This window comes from Actinomycetospora sp. 2LY8.5 (assembly GCF_057180585.1).
The window spans coordinates 1-20,893 of the sequence record NZ_JBXUHE010000042.1 but is presented as its reverse complement, the minus strand read 5'-3'; the positions used below and the strand labels follow the sequence as shown (position 1 = coordinate 20,893).

At 75.5% G+C, this 20,893-nt stretch carries 21 protein-coding genes; 4 read left to right on the top strand and 17 right to left on the bottom strand.

Annotation, left to right across the window (positions count from 1 at the left end; genetic code table 11):
- Positions 1–100: 100 nt before the first annotated feature.
- The 3 genes from ccsB to AC2A1K_RS29755 are packed head-to-tail and all read right to left on the bottom strand — an operon-like array spanning position 101 to position 3,754.
- Positions 101–1,129: a c-type cytochrome biogenesis protein CcsB gene (gene ccsB, locus AC2A1K_RS29765; protein ID WP_483899963.1), complete on the bottom strand. Its 1,029-nt coding sequence runs from the start codon at positions 1,127–1,129 to the stop codon at positions 101–103.
- Positions 1,119–2,894, bottom strand: a complete 1,776-nt coding sequence (resB, locus tag AC2A1K_RS29760; protein ID WP_483899962.1) for a cytochrome c biogenesis protein ResB — start codon at positions 2,892–2,894, stop codon at positions 1,119–1,121. The genes ccsB and resB overlap by 11 nt, the downstream gene beginning before the upstream one ends.
- 11 nt (positions 2,895–2,905) lie before the next feature.
- Positions 2,906–3,754, bottom strand: coding sequence for a cytochrome c biogenesis CcdA family protein (locus AC2A1K_RS29755; RefSeq protein WP_483899961.1), 849 nt, complete (start codon positions 3,752–3,754; stop codon positions 2,906–2,908).
- A gap of 266 nt (positions 3,755–4,020) precedes the next feature.
- Here AC2A1K_RS29755 and AC2A1K_RS29750 point away from each other — a divergent pair, with 266 nt between their 5' ends.
- Positions 4,021–4,206, top strand: coding sequence for a hypothetical protein (locus AC2A1K_RS29750; protein WP_483899960.1), 186 nt, complete (start codon positions 4,021–4,023; stop codon positions 4,204–4,206).
- 289 nt (positions 4,207–4,495) lie between these two features.
- On the opposite strand, the gene AC2A1K_RS29745 is transcribed toward AC2A1K_RS29750, so the two are convergent.
- The 14 genes from AC2A1K_RS29745 to AC2A1K_RS29680 all read right to left on the bottom strand — a co-directional run bounded on the left by AC2A1K_RS29745 (position 4,496) and on the right by AC2A1K_RS29680 (position 16,277).
- On the bottom strand, positions 4,496–5,071 hold the full coding sequence (locus AC2A1K_RS29745) for a TlpA family protein disulfide reductase (RefSeq protein ID WP_483899959.1): 576 nt from the start codon (positions 5,069–5,071) through the stop codon (positions 4,496–4,498).
- A 1-nt stretch (position 5,072) separates the two neighbouring features.
- The gene (locus AC2A1K_RS29740) at positions 5,073–5,702 is read right to left on the bottom strand and encodes a histidine phosphatase family protein (RefSeq protein ID WP_483900000.1); all 630 of its coding nucleotides are present in this window, start codon (positions 5,700–5,702) and stop codon (positions 5,073–5,075) included.
- Positions 5,703–5,758: 56 nt separating this feature from the next.
- The gene (hemL, locus tag AC2A1K_RS29735; RefSeq protein ID WP_483899999.1) at positions 5,759–7,075 is read right to left on the bottom strand and encodes a glutamate-1-semialdehyde 2,1-aminomutase; all 1,317 of its coding nucleotides are present in this window, start codon (positions 7,073–7,075) and stop codon (positions 5,759–5,761) included.
- Positions 7,076–7,160: 85 nt separating this feature from the next.
- A complete protein-coding gene (locus tag AC2A1K_RS29730) occupies positions 7,161–7,490 on the bottom strand; it encodes a hypothetical protein (protein ID WP_483899958.1) in 330 nt (109 codons plus the stop codon).
- Entirely contained in the window at positions 7,487–7,939 is a 453-nt protein-coding gene (locus tag AC2A1K_RS29725) for a hypothetical protein (protein WP_483899957.1), read from the bottom strand. Before AC2A1K_RS29725 ends, AC2A1K_RS29730 begins: the two co-directional genes overlap by 4 nt.
- The gene (locus AC2A1K_RS29720) at positions 7,936–8,376 is read right to left on the bottom strand and encodes a hypothetical protein (protein WP_483899956.1); all 441 of its coding nucleotides are present in this window, start codon (positions 8,374–8,376) and stop codon (positions 7,936–7,938) included. Before AC2A1K_RS29720 ends, AC2A1K_RS29725 begins: the two co-directional genes overlap by 4 nt.
- Positions 8,373–9,362: a porphobilinogen synthase gene (gene hemB, locus AC2A1K_RS29715; protein ID WP_483899955.1), complete on the bottom strand. Its 990-nt coding sequence runs from the start codon at positions 9,360–9,362 to the stop codon at positions 8,373–8,375. Before hemB ends, AC2A1K_RS29720 begins: the two co-directional genes overlap by 4 nt.
- 31 nt (positions 9,363–9,393) lie before the next feature.
- Positions 9,394–11,040 carry a bifunctional uroporphyrinogen-III C-methyltransferase/uroporphyrinogen-III synthase gene (locus AC2A1K_RS29710; protein WP_483899954.1) on the bottom strand — a complete coding sequence of 549 codons (1,647 nt, stop codon included), beginning with the start codon at positions 11,038–11,040 and terminating at the stop codon, positions 9,394–9,396.
- A gap of 41 nt (positions 11,041–11,081) precedes the next feature.
- Positions 11,082–12,083 (bottom strand): hydroxymethylbilane synthase, encoded by a 1,002-nt coding sequence (gene hemC / locus AC2A1K_RS29705; protein WP_483899953.1) that lies wholly within the window; start codon positions 12,081–12,083, stop codon positions 11,082–11,084.
- Complete coding sequence (locus tag AC2A1K_RS29700) at positions 12,080–13,510, bottom strand: glutamyl-tRNA reductase (RefSeq protein WP_483899952.1); 1,431 nt, start codon at positions 13,508–13,510, stop codon at positions 12,080–12,082. The genes hemC and AC2A1K_RS29700 overlap by 4 nt, the downstream gene beginning before the upstream one ends.
- Positions 13,507–14,307, bottom strand: coding sequence for a redox-sensing transcriptional repressor Rex (locus tag AC2A1K_RS29695; RefSeq protein ID WP_483899951.1), 801 nt, complete (start codon positions 14,305–14,307; stop codon positions 13,507–13,509). The genes AC2A1K_RS29700 and AC2A1K_RS29695 overlap by 4 nt, the downstream gene beginning before the upstream one ends.
- Positions 14,308–14,650: 343 nt before the next feature.
- A complete protein-coding gene (locus AC2A1K_RS29690; RefSeq protein WP_483899950.1) occupies positions 14,651–15,346 on the bottom strand; it encodes a ferritin-like domain-containing protein in 696 nt (231 codons plus the stop codon).
- Entirely contained in the window at positions 15,343–15,930 is a 588-nt protein-coding gene (locus AC2A1K_RS29685) for a hypothetical protein (protein WP_483899949.1), read from the bottom strand. The genes AC2A1K_RS29690 and AC2A1K_RS29685 overlap by 4 nt, the downstream gene beginning before the upstream one ends.
- Entirely contained in the window at positions 15,927–16,277 is a 351-nt protein-coding gene (locus AC2A1K_RS29680) for a glutaredoxin family protein (protein ID WP_483899948.1), read from the bottom strand. The genes AC2A1K_RS29685 and AC2A1K_RS29680 overlap by 4 nt, the downstream gene beginning before the upstream one ends.
- Positions 16,278–17,137: 860 nt before the next feature.
- On the opposite strand from AC2A1K_RS29680, the gene AC2A1K_RS29675 reads away from it, so the two are divergent.
- The 3 genes from AC2A1K_RS29675 to AC2A1K_RS29665 all read left to right on the top strand — a co-directional run bounded on the left by AC2A1K_RS29675 (position 17,138) and on the right by AC2A1K_RS29665 (position 20,550).
- The gene (locus tag AC2A1K_RS29675; protein ID WP_483899998.1) at positions 17,138–17,848 is read left to right on the top strand and encodes a sigma-70 family RNA polymerase sigma factor; all 711 of its coding nucleotides are present in this window, start codon (positions 17,138–17,140) and stop codon (positions 17,846–17,848) included.
- 124 nt (positions 17,849–17,972) lie between these two features.
- Positions 17,973–19,289 carry a DUF5667 domain-containing protein gene (locus tag AC2A1K_RS29670; protein ID WP_483899947.1) on the top strand — a complete coding sequence of 439 codons (1,317 nt, stop codon included), beginning with the start codon at positions 17,973–17,975 and terminating at the stop codon, positions 19,287–19,289.
- Between the two features lie 367 nt (positions 19,290–19,656).
- Positions 19,657–20,550 carry an HAD family hydrolase gene (locus tag AC2A1K_RS29665; protein WP_483899997.1) on the top strand — a complete coding sequence of 298 codons (894 nt, stop codon included), beginning with the start codon at positions 19,657–19,659 and terminating at the stop codon, positions 20,548–20,550.
- Positions 20,551–20,893: the final 343 nt, after the last annotated feature.

Sequence of the window (20,893 nt, the reverse complement as noted above, 5' to 3'; positions counted from 1 at the left end):
TGCGCGCGACGCACCGTATCCCGTCGGGAGATCCTGCACGAACCACTGGGACAAGATCGATCGGTCGAGCTCCGCTGCGCCTCGTCTCCCGTCGACAGGGTCACCCGACGCCGGCGTACGAGTGCAGCCCGGTGACGACGAGGTTGATGAAGAACAGGTTGAACACCATGACCGCGAAGCCGATGACGTTGATGGTCGCCGCGCGCGGGCCGCGCCAGCCGGCGGTCGAGCGGGCGTGCAGGTAGCAGGCGTAGACGATCCAGGCGATGAACGCCGTGGTCTCCTTCGGGTCCCAGCCCCAGTACCGGCCCCACGCCGCCTCGGCCCAGACCGCGCCGGTGATCACCGCGAACGTCCAGATCGGGAACGCGATGGCGGTGGCGCGGTAGGCGACGCGGTCGAGGACGTCGGCCGAGGGCAGCCGCGCGGTCCAGGCCATCGTCGCGGGATCGTTCTCGTGCGCCCGGCGCAGCAGGTAGAGCACGCTCGCCACGCCGGCGAGCAGCAGGATGCCCGAGGCGACGACGGCCGCGGAGACGTGGATGGCGAGCCAGTAGGAGCGCAGCGCGGGCACCACCGGCGCGGTCTGCGTGTAGAGCACCGTGCCGGCGAGGAACATCAGGATGACCACCGGCAGCAGCACGAACGCGCCGAGACGGCGCAGCTCGGGCCGGCGGCGGAGCACCACGAGCCAGGCCACCACCGCGACCAGGCAGATCGCCGCGGTGAACTCGTACATGTTGCCCCACGGCACGCGCTGGGCGGCGAACCCGCGGACCACGAGCATCGCGAGGTGCAGGCCGGCGCCGAGGACGGTGAGCGACACCCCGGTCCGGCCGAAGCGTTCGGCTCTGGTCCGCGGGGGGCGGGTCGGCGTGCCCGCGCCCCCGGCGTCCCGGGCGTCGCGATCGGCGGCCACCACCGCGCCCTCGCCCGAGAGGCCGGCCTCCTCGGCCCGAGCGCTCCCGGCGGCCACCGGGACGCGGGCCTCGCTCTCCTCCTCCTCCGAGCCCGTCCGCCGCAGCAGCGCGTGCTCGACGGCATGCATGATCATGGCGAACACGTAGACCGCGAGCGCGGAGTTGAACAGCAGGTCGCCGAACTGGCCCAGCTCTGCGTCAACGACCATCGTCGTCCTTCCGTTCGTCCTCGTCGGGTCGAGCTCCCCTGTCGGCGGGCTCCCCCGATTGCTCCGTCTCCCGGTCCTGCTCGTCGGTGTCGGCGGGAGGTTCCGCCGGCACGTCCGGGTCCGGGCGTTCCCGACCCCTCTCCCCCGCGTCGGGGTGGGGCGGGGCCAGCTCCGCGGCGATCCGCCCGAACTCCTCGCCGTAGCCCGCCCGGTCGGTCCGGGCGAGCCCACCGAGGCTCACCACCGTACGACCTCCTGTCGTAGACGGCTGCGCGGGGGCCGCGCGCACCCAGAACCGTCGGCGCCGCACCGTCAGCGAGAGCGTCAGGCCCCCGAGCAGGGCGATCGCCGCGACGAGCACCGAGGCCTGCGCGGGGTCGTGGGACACCTGCAGCGACACCCAGTTCTCGACACCGTCGAAGCGGATGCGCGTGCCGTCGTCGAGGGCGATCTCGCCGCCCGGCTCGACGTTCTCGCGGGCCACGCGGACCAGCCGGCCCTGCTCGACCATGCGCTGGTCGATCTCGAAGATCGACTGGGCGCGGCCGGAGTCGAGGCCCAGGTCGCCGCGCATCACGTCGACGGCGGCCTCCGGGTCGTTCAGTGCGGGGAACGTCGACGTGACGAGCCCGCCGCCCGACGACGTGGGGGCGAACAGCCCGGTGATCGCGAGCTGGGAGCGCCGGCGCTCGGACTCGTCGGTGATGCCGGGCGGGTCGATCTTGGTGGCGCCCTCGGAGAGCAGCGTGGCCTGGTCGACGGGGCGCCACTGGATCAGCCCGACGCGCTGCTCGCCGTTCGGGAACGTCACCGTGAACCGCGGGGCGTAGCCGTGCCCGAGCAGGTAGACCCGCTCGCCGTCCACGCGCAAGGGGTCGTTGACGGCGAGGTCGTGCGACTGCCAGGCCTCGTCACCGCGTTCGACCGCGGCGGTGTCCTGGTAGCGGACGTTCGCGTCGAACGAGTCGGGCTGTCCGTCGGGGCGGAACGTGGCGCGGAAGTCGTCGACGATCATGCAGAACGGGTCGAGGCCCGTGCCGTCGACCTGCAGGCCGGGGCGGAACGAGTCGTAGGCGTAGATGCCGGAGTTGCAGAACTCGCTGCCGTCGGCCATGACGATGACCTGGCCCTCGTAGCCGAACAGCTTGCCGGCGGCGATCCCGCCGAGCAGCGCGACGAGGCTGAGGTGGAAGACGAGGTTGCCGACCTCGCGCAGCGCGCCCTTCTCCGCCGAGAGGGTGCGCACCCCGCCCGGCTCGGAGCGCACCGCGACCTTCCAACCGCGCAGGCGCCGCCGCGCCGACTCGACGACGGTGTCCGGGTCGTCGTCGGACGTACTCTGCGCGTGGTGGGGCAGGCGGGCGAGGTTGCGCGGCACCGACACGGGCTCGGCGCGCAGGCCGCGCACGTGCTCGAACGACCGCGGCACCAGGCAGCCGATGAGCGAGATGAACAGCAGCAGGTAGATCGCGGCGAACCATGGGGTCGCGAACACGTCGAAGAGCCCGAGGTCGTCGAAGAACGGGCCGACGGTGGGGTTCTGGGTCAGGTAGTCGTCGACGGCGTTGGGGCTGGGGGTGCGCTGGGGCAGCAGCGCGCCGGGCAGCGAGGCGACCGCGAGCAGGAACAGCAGGATCAGCGCCGTGCGCATGCTGGTCAGCCCGCGCCACGTGTTGCGGGCCAGCGCGAGCGCCTGCCGCACACGGCTCGGGCGCGACGGCGGCGGGCCGGCGTCGCCGGGGGGCGCCTGGAGCGTGGAGGTCATGGGCGAGCGGCCTAGAGGGGGGTGGTGAAGCCGGCGACGGGTCCGCGCAGCAGGGCGACGATCTCGGCCCAGAGGCCGGTGGCGAGCAGCAGCCCCACCACGACGAGGGCGACACCGCCGACGATCTGGATGCGGCGGCTGTTGGTCCGCAGCCACGCCTGGGCCCGGACCGCGCGGCCGGCGCCGAGGGCGATGAGCACGAACGGCACGCCCAGCCCGAGGCAGTAGGCGAGCAGCAGAACGAGGCCCCGGACCCCGGCCGACCCGGAGTCGGTGCCGCTGGCCAGGGCGACGACCCCGGCGAGCGTCGGCCCGAGGCACGGTGTCCACCCGAGCCCGAAGGTCGCGCCGAGCAGCGGGGCGCCGACGAGGCCGGTACGGGGGACCCAGTGCGGGCGCGTGTCGCGCTGCAGCGCGGGAACGAGTCCGAGGAAGACCAGGCCCATGGCGACGGTGACGACGCCGCCGACCCGCTGCAGCAGCGCTTCGTTGACCAGCAGCGCGTCGGCGAGCCACACGACCGACCCGAGCCCGAGGACGAACACGACGGTGAAGCCGAGGACGAACAGCGCCGCCGCCCCGGCCACGCGGAAGCGCCGGAGCCTGCGCGGCGTCGCGGTGGCCGTGCCGACGGAGAGGAGCTCGCCGGTGACCGCCGCGCGGCGCTCGGCGTCCTGGACGCGGACCTCGTCCTGCGTGACGGCCGGGGAGTCGGCGCCGACCAGCCCGGCCAGGTAGGCGAGGTAGCCCGGCACGAGCGGCACCACGCAGGGCGAGGCGAAGCTGACCACTCCCGCCGCCACCGACAGCAGCACGGCGAGCAGGACGGGGCCGGATGTGGCCACCTCGGTCAGGTTCATGGCGGGTCCAGGGTAGGACCCACGGGTCGGGCGCGCGTGAGCACGGGGACCGATCTCCGACGATGTGTCGTAGGAGACCCGCGGAAATTGGCTCGCGTGCTCCGGGGCCGCGTCCTACCGTGCCCGCCGTGGACATCGACTCCTGAGGACGCCGGGACCCGCACGTCCCGCGTCCGACCCCGCTGCCCCTTCACGCCGCCCGGCGCGGTGCCTTCGCACCCCGGGTGTCGCCGGCGGCGTCCGTCCGCACTCTCAGGAGGTCTCGTATGCGAAGCACCGATCCCACGCCCCCGCCGGCCAACCGCGCGGAGCGCCGCGCCGCCGCCAAGGGGCGGTCGGTCGGGTCCGGCGGTCAGCCGGCCGCACCGCGCCGCGGCGGCCACGCCGGCCCGAAGGAGCACACGAAGCCCGTGCGGACCCGCACGGACTTCGCCGCGCGCCGCAGCGGCTGAGCGCGCCGCTCGGGACGGTCAGCCGTGCGAGGCGTGACCGTTCCCGTTGCGGGCGCCGCCCTGCGGCGGCGCCGTCCAGGGCGCGGTGCCGGGCATTCCCGGTGCCGCGCCCTGGTGCGGAGAGGGCTGGTCATCGCGTTGGCGGCCGAGCGATGACAGTTGGCGCAGGTCACCACGACCAGCGCGAGCTGCTTGACGGTGCGGCGAGTGCCGAAGACGATCAATGCGTACCCCCGGAGGAGCGGTCCTGTGCGCAGCTCGGCAGATCGGGCCGCCCGGCGGCACCGGATCAGCTCGCCGGCGCCGGTTCCGCCGCGATGCGGTCGACCACGGGCTGCAGGTCCTCGGCCAGGATCGCGGTGAGGAAGACCGCCGCCACGCGGTGCTGGCGGTCGAGCACGACCGTCGACGGCACCGCGTTGCGCGGGTAGCCGCGCAGCGCGAGCAGGGAGCGTCCCGGCGGGTCGTAGATCGACGGGTAGACCACGCCGCGGTCGCGCACGAAGTCGGCGGCGGCGTCACGCTGGTCGCGCACGTCGATCCCGAGGAACTGCACCCCGCGCGGTGCGGAGGCCGTCGCGACCTGGTCGAGAGCGTCCGCCTCCCCCCGGCACGGGCCGCACCACGACCCCCACACGTTGAGCACGACCACCTGGCCGCGCCAGTCGTCGGTGGAGATCGTCCGGCCCTGCTCGAGCAGGCTCTCGCCGCTGATCGGGGTCAGCGAGCCGCGGCTCTCGGGCGGGTCGTAGACGACGGTGGTGCGCCCGCCGGTGCCGTTGAAGACGAACTCACCGTCGGACGCCCCGGACGAGCACCCGGCGACGAGCAGCAGAGCCGCCAGCACCAGCAGGAGCACGCGCACCTCAAGCCCCCGTCGCCGTCGGGTCGGAGGTGCCGCCGGGCTCGGCGTAGGCGATGTCGACGAGGCTCTCGTCGTCGAAGACGAAACTCGTCACCGAGCCCAGCGAGCACTGCCGGTGCGTGGGGTTGTGCCACAGCCGTTGCCCGGCCAGGAAGCGCCGCAGCGTCCAGATCGGGAGCTGGTGGGAGACACAGACCGCCTCGTGGCCTGCGGCCGCGGCACGCGCCCGGTGGGCGGCGCCGAGCATGCGGTGGGCGATCTCGAGGTACGGCTCGCCCCACGACGGGCGGAACGGGTTGTGCAGCAGCGGCCAGAACTCCGGCTGGCGCAGTGCCCCGTCGCCGACGGAGACGTGCTTGCCCTCGAAGGCGTTCGCGGCCTCGATGAGCCGGTCCTCGGTGACGGGCTCGAGCCCGAGCGCGGCGGCCACCGGCTCCGCCGTCTCCTGCGCGCGCTGCATCGGCGAGACGAACAGGGCGGTGACATCGGCGCCGGTGACGTGGAGCGCGACCCGCTTGGCCTGCTCGCGACCGGTGTCCGAGAGCCCGTAGCCGGGCAGGCGCCCGTAGAGGATGCCCTCGGGGTTGTGCACCTCGCCGTGACGCACCAGGTGGACGGTGGTGCGGACCACGGTGGTCGAGCTCCGCTCCCCTGTCGGCGTGCTGTGCTGATCCCCGTCTCCCGCGGTCACGGAGCCTCCGCCGTCGCCGCGGCCCGCGCGGCGTAGGGCAGCGCCTCGGCGATCACCGAGAGCGCGTCGTCGTCCATCGCCGCGGACACGAAGCAGGCCTCGAACACGCTCGGCGGCCAGTACACGCCGCGGTCGAGCAGCGCGTGGAAGAAGGGCGGGAAGCGCCAGGTCTCGGCGGCGCGCATGTCGTCGTAGTCGCGACCGACGCCGTCGGCGAAGCGCACCGAGACCAGCGAGCCCGCCCGCTGCATCGTGTGCACGACACCGGCCTCGGTGAGCGCGTCGGACACGAGCCCGTGCAGCCGGTCGGCGTTCGCGTCGAGCGCGGCGTAGACCTGCGGCGTCGCGTGGCGCAGCGTCGTCAGGCCCGCGGCGGTGGCCACGGGGTTCCCGGCGAGCGTGCCGGCCTGGTAGACGGGACCGGCCGGCGCGAGGTGACCCATCACGTCCGCGCGGCCGCCGAAGGCCGCGGCGGGCAGGCCGCCGGACATCACCTTGCCGAAGCAGTAGAGGTCGCCGGCCACGCCCTCGAGGCCGTACCAGCCGGCGGGCGAGACGCGGAAGCCCGTCATCACCTCGTCGATCACCAGCAGCGCGCCGTGCGCCTGGCAGAGGCGTTTGAGCCCGGCGTTGAAGCCGTCGTCGGGCGCGACCGCGCCCATGTTGCCCGCGGCCGCCTCGGTGATCACGCAGGCGATCTCGGGGCCGCGCTCGGCGAACACGGCCGCGACCGCGTCGAGGTCGTTGTAGGGCAGCACGACGGTGTCGGTCGCCTGCGCGCCGGTGACGCCCGGCGTGGACGGCAGCCCGAAGGTCGCGACTCCGGAGCCCGCCTCGGCGAGCAGCGCGTCGACGTGCCCGTGGTAGCAGCCGGCGAACTTCACGACGACACTGCGGCCGGTGAACCCGCGCGCCAGACGCACCGCGCTCATCGTCGCCTCGGTGCCGGAGTTGACCAGGCGCACCTGCTCGACGGGCTCGACGCGGCGCACGATCTCCTCGGCGAGCTCGACCTCACCGGTGCTCGGCGTCCCGAACGACAGGCCGCGGGTCGCGGCCTCGCGCACGGCGTCGACGACGGCCGGGTGCGCGTGCCCGAGGATCATCGGTCCCCAGGAGCTGACCAGGTCGACGTAGCGGTGGCCGTCGGCGTCGGTGAGGTACGGCCCGGCGCCGGACACCATGAACCGCGGCGTGCCGCCGACCGACCGGAACGCGCGGACCGGGGAGTTCACGCCGCCCGGGACCACCTGCTCGGCGCGGGCGAAGAGGTCGGCGCTGTGGCCGGCGCTCGACGTGCCGGAGCCCGTCATCGCTGTACTGGTCACGGACGCCAGTGTCCCAGCCGGCAGGTGACCGCGCCGTGCCCGGGATCAGGGACCGACGAGCGTCAGTCGCTCACGAACTGCGCGAGGAGCCCGGCGTGAGCGAGACGGTGGCCGGGTCGGGCTCCGCGGACGGGGGACGCACCTCGGTGCTCTCCGTGGGCGGCTCCTCCACGGCCGCGTCCCGTCGCCGTGCCGGCAGGGCGGCGAGGGCGGTGAGCACGGCCGCAACGCCGGCCGCCGTGCCGGCGACGAGATACCCGCCGACGAGGTGCAGCTGGCGGATCGGGGCGACGAGCAGCCCGCCCGTGGTCTCGCGCACCTCGACCCCGGCGAGCAGCAGCACCACCGCGGCGACGGCGAGCACGGCCGCGGTCACGACGAGGGCCGGACGACGCGTCACGACGCCGCTCGCGCGCGCAGCAGGCGCTCGAGCGCCGCGCGCAGCCCGGCGCCGTCGCGCGCCCACGCCACGGCGCGGGTGCCGTCGGAGAGGCGCAGGACCACCGGCTCCAGCCGGCGCGGCACGACGGGGCCGTCGCCGAGCACCCGCACGCCGTGGTGCTCCTCGTCGACGGGGCGCAGCGAGGTCACCTGCGACATCGGCAGGCTCGTGGTGCCCTGCTCGAGAGCCGTCGGGGTCAGGCGCACCCGCAGGTAGCGCCGCCGGGTGCGCACGAGCAGCAGCGTGTAGAGGAAGACGAGCAGGCCGACCCCGAGCCACAGCGGCATGGAGGCGCCGCCGGGCGCGAGGCTCTCGAGCCCGATCCCGGCCGCGGCGAGCACCGGGCCGAAGAGCAGGATCCAGGGCCGGGTGCCCGACTCCTCGAAGAGAACATCGGGTTCGGTCATGCGGACCGGCCGAACCACGCCCGTGTCGCAGGCAGGTGCAGCAGCACCGCGCCGACCACGAACGCGACGAACCACACGCCACCGACACCGAGGAACGTCACCTGCACCAGGCCGACGACCCCGAGCACGGCGCCGAGCACGGTGAGGCCGATCCAGGCCGTGCGCGAGTGGTCGCGCAGCCGGCGCGCCCCGACGACCGTCCCGACGCCCGCGGCGGCGAGCACGATCATCGCGGCGACGACGGCGATCGGCTCGGTGGTGGGGTCGAGGGTGCCGAACACCAGGCCCACCGCGAACAGCACGGCGGTCCCGACCATCAGGACGCCGAGCGCGATCCAGAGCACGACCGCCGTCGTGACGATCCCCGGACGCCCCGGCTCCTCCTCGGGCGGGGTGACCGCGACGGGGTCGACGGGCGCACGGTCGGGCACGGTCACCGGTCCAGCCAGGCCGTGGCCTCGGTGGCCCAGTAGGTGAGCACGAGGTCGGCGCCGGCCCGGCGGATGCCGGTGAGCGACTCGAGGATCGTGCGCTCGCGGTCGAGCCACCCGCGCTCGACCGCCGCCGAGATCATCGCGTACTCCCCGGACACCTGGTACGCGGCGACCGGGACGTCGGCGCTGTCGGCGACCCGGCGCAGCACGTCGAGGTAGGCCATGGCCGGCTTGACCATCACCATGTCGGCGCCCTCGTCGAGGTCGAGCGCCGCCTCGCGGGCCGCCTCGCGGGCGTTCGCCGGATCCTGCTGGTAGGTCCGTCGGTCGCCCTGGAGCTGGGAGTCGACGGCCTCGCGGAACGGCCCGTAGAAGGCGCTCGCGTACTTGGCGGAGTAGGCGAGGATCGCGGTGTCGCGGAACCCGGCCTCATCGAGCGCGGCCCGGATGACGCCGACCTGGCCGTCCATCATCCCGCTGGGCGCGACGACGTGGGCGCCGGCGCGGGCCTGGGCCACCGCCATCTCGCCGTAGATCGGCAGCGTCGCGTCGTTGTCGACGGCACCGGCCGCGTCGAGGACACCGCAGTGGCCGTGATCGGTGAACTCGTCGAGGCACGTGTCGGCCATGACCGGCAGCGCGTCGCCGACCTCGGCCCGAACGTCGGCCAGCGCGACGTTGAGGATGCCGCCGGGGTCGGTCGCCCCGGAGCCCACCGCGTCACGCTGCGCGGGCACGCCGAACAGCATGAGCCCGCCGACACCGGCCGCCGCCGCCTCCGCGGCCGCCTTGCGCAGCGACTCGCGGGTGTGCTGGACCACCCCCGGCATCGACGAGATCGGCTTCGGCGCGTCGAGGCCCTCGGCCACGAACACCGGGAGGATCAGGTGCCGCGGGCGCACGTCCGTCTCGGCGACGAGGCGGCGGATGCCGGGGTTCGCCCGCAGACGGCGGGGGCGGACAGCCGGAAAAGATCTGGCTGGGAACATGGGCCTTCGTCCTTCGGGGGTCGACCCCAAATTAGCGCTTGCGGGCCTTCGTCTTGCGCGGCGGGGGCAGCGCACCCTCGGCCCGCAGCTTGTTGGCATGCGACGCCAGGGCCTCGACCAACGACGGGACGTCGGCGGTCTCGGGCTTGACGTCGACGCGCAGCCCGAACTCGACGGCCGTCTCGGCGGTCTTCGGGCCGATGCAGGCCACGATCGTGCGGGCGTGCGGCTTGCCGGCGATGCCGACGAGGTTGCGCACCGTGGACGACGACGTGAAGCAGACCGCGTCGAACCCGCCGGTCTTGATCGCCTCACGCACCGGCGCAGGCGGCGGGGCCGCGCGCACCGTGCGGTACGCCGTGATGTCGTCGATCTCCCAGCCGCGCTGCTGGAGGCCCTCGGCGAGGGCCTCGGTGGCGATGTCGGCGCGCGGGAGCAGCACCCGGTCGACCGGGTCGAGCACGTCGTCGTGCGGCGGGAAGACGTCGAGCAGGCCCTCGGAGGACTGCTCGGTCTCCTCGGACGGCACCAGCTCGGGGTGGACGCCGAAGGCGCGCACGGTCTCGGCCGTCGCCTCGCCGACGCAGGCGATCTTCACGCCGGAGAACGCCCGGGCGTCGAGACCGAACTCGCCGAACTTCTCCCACACGGCGCGCACCGCGTTGGCCGAGGTGAACACGACCCACTGGTAACGACCGTCGACGAGCCCCTTGACCGCGCGTTCCATTTGCGCCGGGCTGCGCGGGGGCTCGACCGCGATGGTCGGCACCTCCTCGGGCACCGCGCCGTGCACGCGCAGGCGGTCGCTCATGGCGCCGGCCTGGTCCTTGGTGCGCGGCACGAGGACGCGCCAACCGTAGAGCGCCCGCGACTCCCACCAGGACAGCGTGCTGCGGTCGGTGACCGCGTCGCCCAGGGTGACGACGAGGATCCCCTCGAGCTCTGCGCCGTCGGTGGCGACCTTGTCGAGGCTGGTCTCCACGGTGCGCTGGCGCGAGCCGGTGCCGGCCGCGGTGACCAGCACGGGGGTGCCGGGCTTCCAGCCGTTCTCGACGAGCTGCGCCGACGCGCCGGCGAGCTCGGCCGCGGTGGCCTGCAGCACCAGCGGGCCGGGCGCGACGGCCAGGGCGGCGTAGTCGACCACCTCGCCGGCGGTGAGGTCGACCGAGGTGTGGGCCGGGCCGAGCGCCACGCCGGCGTAGGTCGGCACCGCGGTGTCGGCGGGCATGCCCGGCACGACGTCGAACGGCACCCTGGCCGCCGCGACGGCGCGGACCTCGGTGACGACGTCCGGGCGGACCAGCGGGTCGCCGATGACCAGGCGCACCACCGACTCGCCACCCCGGGCCGCCGCGACCACGGTCTCGGCGAGCACCGCGGGGTCGGCGGGGGCGGGGCCCTCACCGGTGGAGGACGGGTCGTCGGCCGCGTAGCCCGGCGCCACGACGGCGTCGGTCGCCGGGCCGACGGCCGCGGGGTCGTCGCCGGCGTGCCCGACCGGGCGCACCGTCACCGACGAGGGCAGCAGCGCGAGGACGTCCGCGGGGACGCCCCGATCGGCCACCACCAGCGTGGCGGCGGCGAGGGCGTCGCGGGCCCGCACGGTCAGCAGGCCCGGGTCACCGGGCCCACTGCCGACGAAGGCGACCCGGCCGGCGGTCGTCGAGGGTGCTGTCATGTCTTCGGTTCCCATCGTGGTGTTCAGGAGGCGGGCGGGGGCTAACTCTCCTGCGCCGTGTCGCCGGCGAGCCCCTTCGGCTCCGCCCCGTCGGCGAGCAGTTCCTCGGCCAGCTCCCGGCCGATCCGCTCGGCGTCCTCGGTCTCTCCGGTGGCGGAACCGCGCACCAGCGCGCCCTCCGCCGTGGCGGCCACCGCACGCAGCGACAGCCGTTCGACGACGTGCCCGTCGTCGTCGAGGTCCTCGACGACCTCGGCGAGCGCCCCGACCGCGGCGCCGCAGGGTGACCCCAGCCCGCCGAGCACGGCGCGCTCGGCGGAGACCGCCACCGCGACGGACCCGTCGTGCAAGGTGGAGCGCAGGAAGTGCTCGAGAGGAGCGTCGTCGCTCCGGCACTCACAGGCGAGCGCCCCCTGCGCGGGAGCGGGCAGCACCTGCAGTGGGTCGAGCACCTCGGTGGCCTCGCCGACCCGGCCCAGGCGGGCGAGGCCGGCGCGGGCGAGCACCACGGCGTCGAGCTCACCGCGGGCCACCTTCCCGATCCGGGTGTCGACGTTGCCCCTGATCGGCACGAGCTCGAGCCCCAGCCCGAGCGCGGCGATCTGGGCGATGCGCCGCGGCGACCCGGTGCCGACCACGGCGCCCGGCGGCAGTTCGCCGAGCACCATGCCGTCGCGGGCCACGAGCGCGTCGCGCGGATCCTCGCGCGCCGGGACGGCCGCGAGGGTCAGCCCCGGCACCGGGGCCGTGGGCAGGTCCTTGAAGGAGTGCACGGCGACGTCGATCTCGCCGGCGAGCACGGCGTCGCGCAGGGCCGTGACGAACACGCCGACCCCGGTCTGTGCGATCGGGGTGCCCGCGGCCTGGCTGCGGTCGCCGTCGGTGGAGATCGTGACGATCTCGACGGTGGCGCCCGCCGCGGTGAGCGCGGAGGCGACGATGTCGGTCTGGGTGCGGGCGAGCAGGCTCGCGCGGGTCCCGATCCGGATCGTGCGCGCCCCGGAGCCCGTCAGCAGCGCCTCGGCGGTGTCGGTCACGCTCATCGGCGCCCCCCGCCGATCGCGCCGGCTCCGCTGCGCTTCCCGTCGTCCCGGCTGGTGCGGGTGTCGACGGCGAGCGCCTGGTCCATGTCGCCGCCGGGCTCGACGCTCGTCGTGGTCTCGGCGAGCGCCGCAGGCGTCTGCGGGTCGAGCTCGAACAGCTCGCGCAGCGCCTCGGCGTAGGTGTCGCCGCCCGGGGACTGGGCGAGGCGCTTGACCTGCACGGTCGGCGTGTGCAGCAGCTTGTCGACGACGCGGCGCACGGTCTGGGCGACCTCGTCGCGGGCGTGGTCGTCGAGGTCGGGCAGGCGCCCGTCGAGCCGGAGCATCTCGGCGTCGACGACCTCGGCGGCCCGGCGGCGCAGCGCGGTGACGGTGGGCGTGACCTCGGCGGTGCGCTGGGCGGCGAAGTAGCCGCGCACCTCCTCGGCGACGACCGACCTCGCCTCCTCGACGGCGCGGCCCGCGCTCGCGGAGCGCAGGCGCTCGCCGAGGGCGGCCAGGTCGACGACGGTGACGCCCGCGAGCGCGCCGACCCGGGGGTCGACGTCGCGGGGCAGGCCCAGGTCGCAGACGATCAGCGGCGGGGCGCCGGCGTCGCGCATCGCCAGCGCGGCGCGCACCTCCTCCTCGCCGACGACCGTGCCGATCGCGCCCGTGCAGGCGACGACGACGTCGGCGGCGGCGATCTCGGTGCCCAGCGCGTCGAGGCCGACCGCACGGGCCGTGGCGCCCTCGGTGCGCAGCGCCACGGCGAGGCGCTCGGCGTTCTCCTCGGAGCGGTTGGCGAGCACGAGGTCGTCGACGCCCGATCGGCGCAGGTGGGCGGTGGACAGCGCACCCATCGACCCGGCACCCACGACGAGTGCGCGGCGTCCGGCCAGCGCGCCCGGCCCGCCGAGCGCGGCCTCCGCGTCGGCGAGGACCTCGGACACGACCGAGGCGCCGGCGGCGTCGATGCCGGTCTCGGCGTGGGCGCGCTTGCCGACGCGCAGTGCCTGCTGGGCCAGTTCGTGGAGCACGCGGCCCGCGGACCCGAGCTCGCGGGCCTCGCCGTAGGCCGCGCGGAGCTGCCCGAGGATCTGCGCCTCGCCGACGACCATCGAGTCGAGCCCGGCGGCCACGGAGAAGAGATGCTCCACCGCCGAGCCGGCGTAGTGGACGTAGAGGTGGTCGGTGAGGTCGGAGACCTCGGCGTGGGCGTGGCGGGCGAGCACCGAGGACACCTCGGTCAGGCCGCCGTGGAACGTCTCGACGACCGCGTAGATCTCGACGCGGTTGCACGTGGAGACGAGCATCGCCTCGGTGACGTGATCGCCGGTCAGCAGGTCGTCGAGGACCTTGCGGGTGTCGTCTCCGGACACGGCGACGCGCTCGAGCACCGGCACCTCGGCGGTGCGGTGCGAGACGCCGACCAGGAGCAGGCTCATCGGGAGACCGCCTCTCGCGGGGTCTGTCGCGGGGCGGCTGCGGGCCCCGCGGCGGGCACGGTGCCGTGCCGGCGGGCGACGTGGAACGACAGCACCTGCATCTCCACCGCCAGGTCGACCTTGCGCACCTCGACGCCCGCCGGCACCGCCAGCACGGTGGGCGCGAAGTTCAGGATGCTGCGCACGCCGGCGGCCACGAGGTGGTCGCAGACGCGCTGGGCGGCGGGAGCGGGCGTCGCGACCACTCCGATGGTCACGCCGCGCTCGGCGCAGACGCGCGGGATGGTGTCGGCGTGCTCGACCTCGACGCCGTCGACGGTGGTGCCGACCAGGGCGGGGTCGACGTCGAAGAGCGCCGCGACGGGGAAGCCGCGCTGGGCGAAGCCCCCGTAGCCGGCCAGCGCGTGCCCGAGGTTGCCGACACCGACCAGGGCGACCGCGTGCGGACGGGTCAGCCCCAGGGTGGCCTCGACCTCGCTGACCAGCCGGGACACGTCGTACCCGACCCCGCGCACACCGGACGAGCCGATCAGCGAGAGGTCCTTGCGGAGCTTCGCGGAGTTGACCCCGGCGGCCGCCGCCAGCTCCTCGCTGGAGACGGTGCCGCGGCCCTCGGCCAGCAGGGTGGTGAGCACGCGGAGATAGACGGCCAGACGCGCGACGGTCGCCTCCGGCACCGGGCGGGACGCGGTGTCCGCGTCACCGTCGGCGCCCTCGACCGGCGCCAGGTCGTCCTCGGGCGTCCGGGTCGTGGGCACCGGGCGGCGGGCAGGCCGGGTGCCACGATCGACCGTCACTTCCGGGCGCCTCCTGTCGTGCCTCGCTGCGTGCCGCGGTCCGCGACCGGCGGCCGGAACCTCACGAGCGCCCGGACGCGTTCTCTCCCGACCACGCTAGCGCTCGTGAACGCACGCACAAAATCGCCGCGACCCGCCGGGCCGCGGGGCGGACCGGGCCTCGACCAGAGGCTGCCCACCCGCCGCGCCGGCGCGGATCGCGCCGTGTCGTGCAGGCGTCGTGCCGACCGGCGGAGACCTCCAGTCTGCCCGATACGGCCGCGGAGCGCCTGCTCCAGGCCTGTCGTGAGCGTCGCTACGCGGTACCCGGCGCCCCTCGTGCGCCGTCCGGCGGGAGCAGGTGTCAGACGGTGAGCGCGTCGGGACCCAGCGCTCCGGCCGTGGGGTCGTCCGGTGCGGTGGGCGGACGTCCCAGCAGGAAGTCCGCCGTCGCGCCGTGCATGGCCGCCACCGGCCCGACGCCCGCCGCGAGCGTGACGGCCGACGCGTCCGTGACCTGGCCCACGATGGCGGTGACGGTGGCCGCGACCGTGCCGGTGAGGTCCGCGGCGAGGCTCAGCAGGTCGACCGGCGCCCGGGCGGCCTCCAGGCGGCCGCGCAGCGCGGGCTCGACGGTCAGCGGGGTGCCGTCCACCGCGGCCCGGCCGCCGGCGACGAGCAGCCGGTTCCACGCCTCGGCGTGCGCGACGTGCTGGGCCGCCGCCCCCGACAGGTACGCGGACACGACGGGCGGCACCGCGCCGTAGCGGCCCTGGCCCGCGCCGGCGGCGGCCTGACCGAGCAGCTCCCCGGCGAGGGCCGACAGCGCGGCGCCGAGCGCGATCAGCGCCGCCTCGCCCTCGTAGGTCGGGGGCGCGTCGGTCGTGGTGGTCGACGGGGCGGGCGGGGCGCCCGCTCCGGGCGGCGGTCCGGCCGGCGCCTCGTTCGAGCAGGCCGCCAGGGCCCCGGCGCCCGCGAGGAGCCCGAGACCGGCGAGGAAGCGCCGGCGCGGAACGCCCGTCGGGCCGGCTCGCCGCGACGCGGAGCTGACGCGTTTCATCGGATCGCGCCGTCGGCCGCCGGCGACGCCTTCTCGGTCGGGAAGAGGACGTCGGGGAAGCCGACGGTCCCGGCCGCCGGCGGGAGGGCCTGCAGGTCCGGCGGCGAGGCGACGAGCTCGGCGCGCCCGGTGGACAGCAGCGTCTGCAGGGTGAGCAGCAGGGCTTTGCGCCGGGCCGCGGCGGCGGCGTGGCCGGCGACGGTCCGGCGCACGTCGGGCGTGGACAGCTCGACGACGTCGCTCACGAGCGTCTGGGCGAGGACGTCCTCCAGGGTCAGCGCGAGCCCGACGACGTCGCCGGGGCCGCGCACGGTCGGCAGCGCCTGCTCCACCACGGGTGCGTACCGGGGGTGGGCGTTCGTCTGCGCCCGCCCGCCGGACCGCCGCGTCGCGGTCGCGAGGTCGGTGCGGGCCCGGGCCAGCGCGTCGAGCGCGGCGGCGAGGAGGTCGCGCAAGGGCGCCGGCGCCGAGGACCCGCCCCCGAACGGCAGCGCCTGCAGGGAGGAGTAGGTGTCGGCGGCGAGCACCACGAGCGACGACGCGGTCTGCAGGATCGGCACGTCCGCCGGCACCGGCGCGGTCACGGGGCCTCCCTCTCCAGGGCTCGGACGAGATCGTCGGGCTCGAGGCGCCACGACCCGACCTCCACGCCGTCCACCAGCGTGACCGGGATGCGGTCGCCGTACTCGGCACGCCACTCGGGGTCGGTGCCCGGCACGTCGACGTCGACCACCGCGTGCTCCTCGCCGGCGCGCCCGCAGATCTCCCGCACCACGCCCTCCATCCGGTCACAGGTCCGGCAGTCCGCCCGGACGAGGACGACGACGCGAACGTGCTCGTCGTCCGGCGTGGCGGTCGACCCGCCGGGACGACCGCCCGCCGTACCGCCCACCGACGCGGTCGCCCGCTCGTCGGACCGCTCGTCCCCCACCGGCTCGTCGCCTCCCTCCGGCACCGTGTCGGTGCACCGCCCGGCGGCAGTCTCGCACGGTCGTCAGGGCCCCACGCGGAGCCCCGGGATACCGCTGAATGGCCGCTCGTCGCACCGTCGGTGCAGGTCGGAGAGGGTCACCCCTCCCGGGGGCGCGCCGGTGTGAGGGGGGATCTCGCCGCACGTATGCTCCCCCGGCAGCGCCCCCTCCACAGGGGGATCCGGGTCGAGAGGTCGATCGAGGGAGAGGGCATGTCCGACGCTGCCGGCCGTCACCGCCGGACGTGCGCGCGCGACGCCTGCCTCGGTGCGCCCCGTCCCCCTCGCGCCCGTCGTCTCCCGGGCCACCCCGGTCTCCCCGCGACACCGCCCGGAGCGCCGTGAGGCGCCCGGCACCCGACCCCGCCGATGAGCCCGGTGCCGGCCACGTGCCGGCGCGGGGCGGCAGGCGGCACGGCGGCAGCGGCACCACCGGACGGTCGCGGGGCGCCACGGGCACCGACACCCCGCCCGAGCCGGTCATCGACGCGCGCGCGAACGGCGCCACCCCGACCGCGCCCTTCTACCCGGCGCAGCGCCGGCGCGAGGACACCTGGCCGCCGCCCTCGACGGAGCCCCCGAGCGGGCACACGAGCACGCCCCCGAACGGGCACACGCGCACCGGCCGGCCCGCGGGCGGCCGCCCCACGCCCCCGATGGGCGTCCCGCAGCCCGACCCGCAGGCCAACCCGTTGACCCCGGCGCCGCGCAGCAACGGCACGGGCCCGTTCCCCCCGGTACCCGCGCCCCCGGACGTGCCGCCCCCGTCCGACGCGGCCGACGTGGTCGCCCCCGACGTGGTCCCCACGGCCTCCGTGCCGATGCAGCCCCCGGGTGACCCGACCGCGACGCTCGCCGGCCCCGCGCCGCTGCCCGAGGACGCCGGGTCGGCCGAGTCCGACGCCGCCGACGCCGCCGACGCCGCCGACGACGAGATCGCCGACGACCTGCCCGACGATCTCCCCGACGACGACGGCTCGACCGCCGAGGGATGGGCGCTCGTCCGGGCCGCCCAGAACGGCGACACCGAGGCGTTCGGCCAGCTGTTCGACCGGTACCACGACACGGTCTTCCGGTTCGTGCTCTTCCGCCTCGGCGACCGGCCCGCCGCCGAGGACCTCACCCAGGAGACGTTCGTCCGTGCCTACCGCCGGATCACGTCGGTGAGCTACCAGGGCCGCGACATCGGTGCGTGGTTCGTCACCATCGCCCGCAACCTCGTGCTCGACCACGTGAAGTCCAGCCGCTACCGGCTCGAGAGCTCCACCGCCGAGGTCGCGGACGTCGCGCCCAGCACGTTCCGCGCCGGCCCCGAGTCCGAGGTCATCGCGGGCGCCACTCACGCCGAGCTGCTGCGATGCGTCGCACGCCTGGGCGACGACCAGCAGGAGTGCATCGCCCTGCGGTTCCTGCAGGGCCTCTCGGTGGCGGAGACGGCCGAGATCATGAACCGCAACGAGGGGGCGGTGAAGGCCCTCCAACACCGGGCGGTCCGTCGGCTCGCTCAACTGTTGCCCGAGGGGCTGCGGTGAGTCACATCCATGTGGTTCGAACCGCACACCGCATCGTCGTAACCGGTCGCCTGTCCGTTCGTTTGCCCCTGCGACGAGCACGGCGCGTACGGACCGTGACGCGCGGACGATGAGGACGGACGGCATGTCGAGCGGGCACGACGGGGACGACGAGCGGTTCGCTCGCGTCGGGGAGCAGCGCGACGCCCCGGGGCGTCCGACGCGTTCCGATCGTGCGGGATCGCCGGTCGAGCCCGAGCTCGCCCGTGACCTCGAGCTCACCGCCGCCCTGCGCGCGGCCGGACGCGACGCCGTCGGCCCGGACCGCGCGACGAGCGCCCGTATGCGCGCCGCCGTGATGGCCGAGATCACCGGGGACGCCGCGCCGTCCACCGCCTCCCCGCGGGGCAGTACACGCGTCCTGCGCACCTCGGACACCGGTCCGGCCGGCGGTCGGGGGGCCGGCCGGGCCGGTCGCCCCGACGGCGACAGGCGGCGGGCGAGCACCCGTCCCGCGGACGGACGCCCCGCCGGGCGCGCGACCGAGACGTCGCGGCGCTCCACCTCGCGGGTGATGTCCTCCTTCGTCACCGGGGCCTGCGCGATCCTGCTCCTCGGGGCGCTGACCGTGCTGCTCAGCCGCGGCGCCCTGCCCGGCGAGATGCTCTACGGCGTCAAGCGGGCCTCGGAGAACGCCGAGCTCGGGCTGACCAGCGGCCAGGAGGCCAAGGGCCAGCGGCACCTGGACTTCGCGGCGACCCGCCTGGAGGAGGTCTCCGACCTCATCGCGCGGGACGCGACCACCGCGGCCGGCACCGGGCCCGCGGCGGCGGGCCTCGGACCGGACCAGGCCGCGCTCGTGCTGGAGAACCTGCGCGCCTTCGGTGAGCAGGCCCGGACGGGCTCGCGGATGATCCTGCCGCTCGCGTCGCAGCCCTCTGGCCCGCGTCCGACCGAGCTCGCGGAGTGGGCCCGGTCCCAGTCGTCGCGCCTCGACACGCTGAGCCCGTCGCTCGACACCGACGGGCGCGCCGCCGCCACGGACTCCCAGCAGATGCTCCAGCGCCTCGGTCAGCGGGCCACCGCGCTCAGCGGCCCGGTCCGCTGCGAGACCAGCACCGAGTCCGACGACCTCGGCCCGATCCCCGCGCGCGAGTGCGACTCCACCCGCGAGCCGACGACGGCGTCGCCCGAGCGCACCGAGGCCGCGAACACCAGCAGCCCGACCTCGACGACGACCTCCACGACCACCACGTCGCGGACCAGCACCTCCTCCGAGCAGTCGACGAGCCGCAGCAACCGCGACTCGAGCGACGACAACGTGGTGGAGGACCTCCTGCCCGACGACCAGGAGCAGCGCGAGGCTCCGGACCCGGTGCGCGTTCCGCTGCCGGTGCCGCTGCTGCCGCAGGTCGACGTCCCGCCGCTCCTCCCCGGCCTGCCCGGTCTGAGCCTCGGCTGACGCGACCCCCACCGCGCGGGGACGTGAGCCCGGTCGTGGCAGCCCCCGCGGTCGAGGGTCGCGTCTAGGGTGAAACGAGCACCGCCGGGTCGAGAAGTTCCGTCCCCCTCCCGGCGACGTGGTCCCAGGACGGACGCGACGGGAGGTTCCGGCGGTGGCAGGACGGCGCGAGCGCCGGTTGCAGGCGGAGCGGGAGGCGGCACGGCTCGCGGGCGAGGCGTCCGCGGAGGCCGCGCTGCGCGATACGGCGCTCGGCGAACCCACCGCGTCCGAGCTCCTCGAGACGGTGCCCGAGCACGCCGGGCACGTCACCGACCCCACGGCGGGCGAGGCCCCCGCGGCCCCGGTGGAGGGCACCGGCGACCTCCTGGAGCCCGCCGACGGTGCACCCGACCGGGAGTTCGCCGGCGGCGCGCCCGCGGCGGCCGCCGCCGCCGCCGAGGCGCCCGACATCCACGTGGTGCCGCCCTCGCCGCGGGTGCCGCCCGATCTCACTGCCGCCGCGTTCTTCGACGTCGACAACACCATGATGATGGGCGCGTCGATCTTCCACTTCGCCCGCGGGCTCGCGGCGCGCAACTTCTTCTCCGGCTCCGACCTGCGGGGCTTCGTCTGGCAACAGCTCAAGTTCCGCCTCGGCGGCGAAGGGACGCCGGACGACGTCCGGGCCCACCGCGAGCAGGCGCTGTCGTTCGTGGCCGGCCGGTCGGTCTCGGAGCTGGTCTCGCTCGGCGAGGAGATCTACGACGAGCTGATGGCCGACCGCATCTGGGAGGGCACGCGCGCGCTCGCCCAGATGCACCTCGACGCGGGCCAGCGGGTCTGGCTCGTCACCGCCACGCCGCTCGAGCTCGCCCGCATCATCGCGCGCCGCCTGGGCCTCACCGGCGCACTCGGCACCGTGGCCGAGAGCGAGGACGGCGTGTTCACCGGACGGCTCGTCGGCGAGCTGCTCCACGGACCTGCCAAGGCCCACGCCGTCCGGGCCCTCGCCGCGCGCGAGGGGCTCGACCTGCGGCGCTGCGCGGCCTACTCGGACTCGGTCAACGACGCTCCGATGCTCTCGGTGGTGGGCACGGCGGTCGCCGTCAACCCCGACTCCGACCTGCGCTCGATGGCCCGCCGCCGTGGTTGGGAGATCCGCGACTTCCGGTCCGGCCGCAAGGCCGCGAAGATCGGCGTGCCCTCGGTGCTCGGCGCGGGCGCCGTCGCCGGCGCGGTGGTCGCGGGCGCGGCCTACCGTCGCCGCCTCGTCAGCTGACGCCGCTCGAGCCCCGAAGAGGGCGGGCGCGGGCTCGCCATTGGGCTCAGGGGCTCAGGGGCTCAGGGGCTCGCCGGTCGGAGCCGGAGCTTCGCGATGATCGACGACGCCTGCCCGCGCCCACCCGACCGGCCAGGCCATGAGCCGCAGAGACCTCGCCGGCGCGTGCGCGATCAGAAGGGCGGCGGGTCGTCGTCCTCCGGCTTGTCGCTGTGTGTGGTGGCGCGGGGTGGTGGTCTGGTGGGTGGGGTGTCGGGGTAGGGGTCGTTGGTCCAGAGGGGTGTGTCGGTGGCGAGCTCTGCGGGGTTGGTGCCCGAGTGGTGGCGGTAGTGGCCGGGTGCGG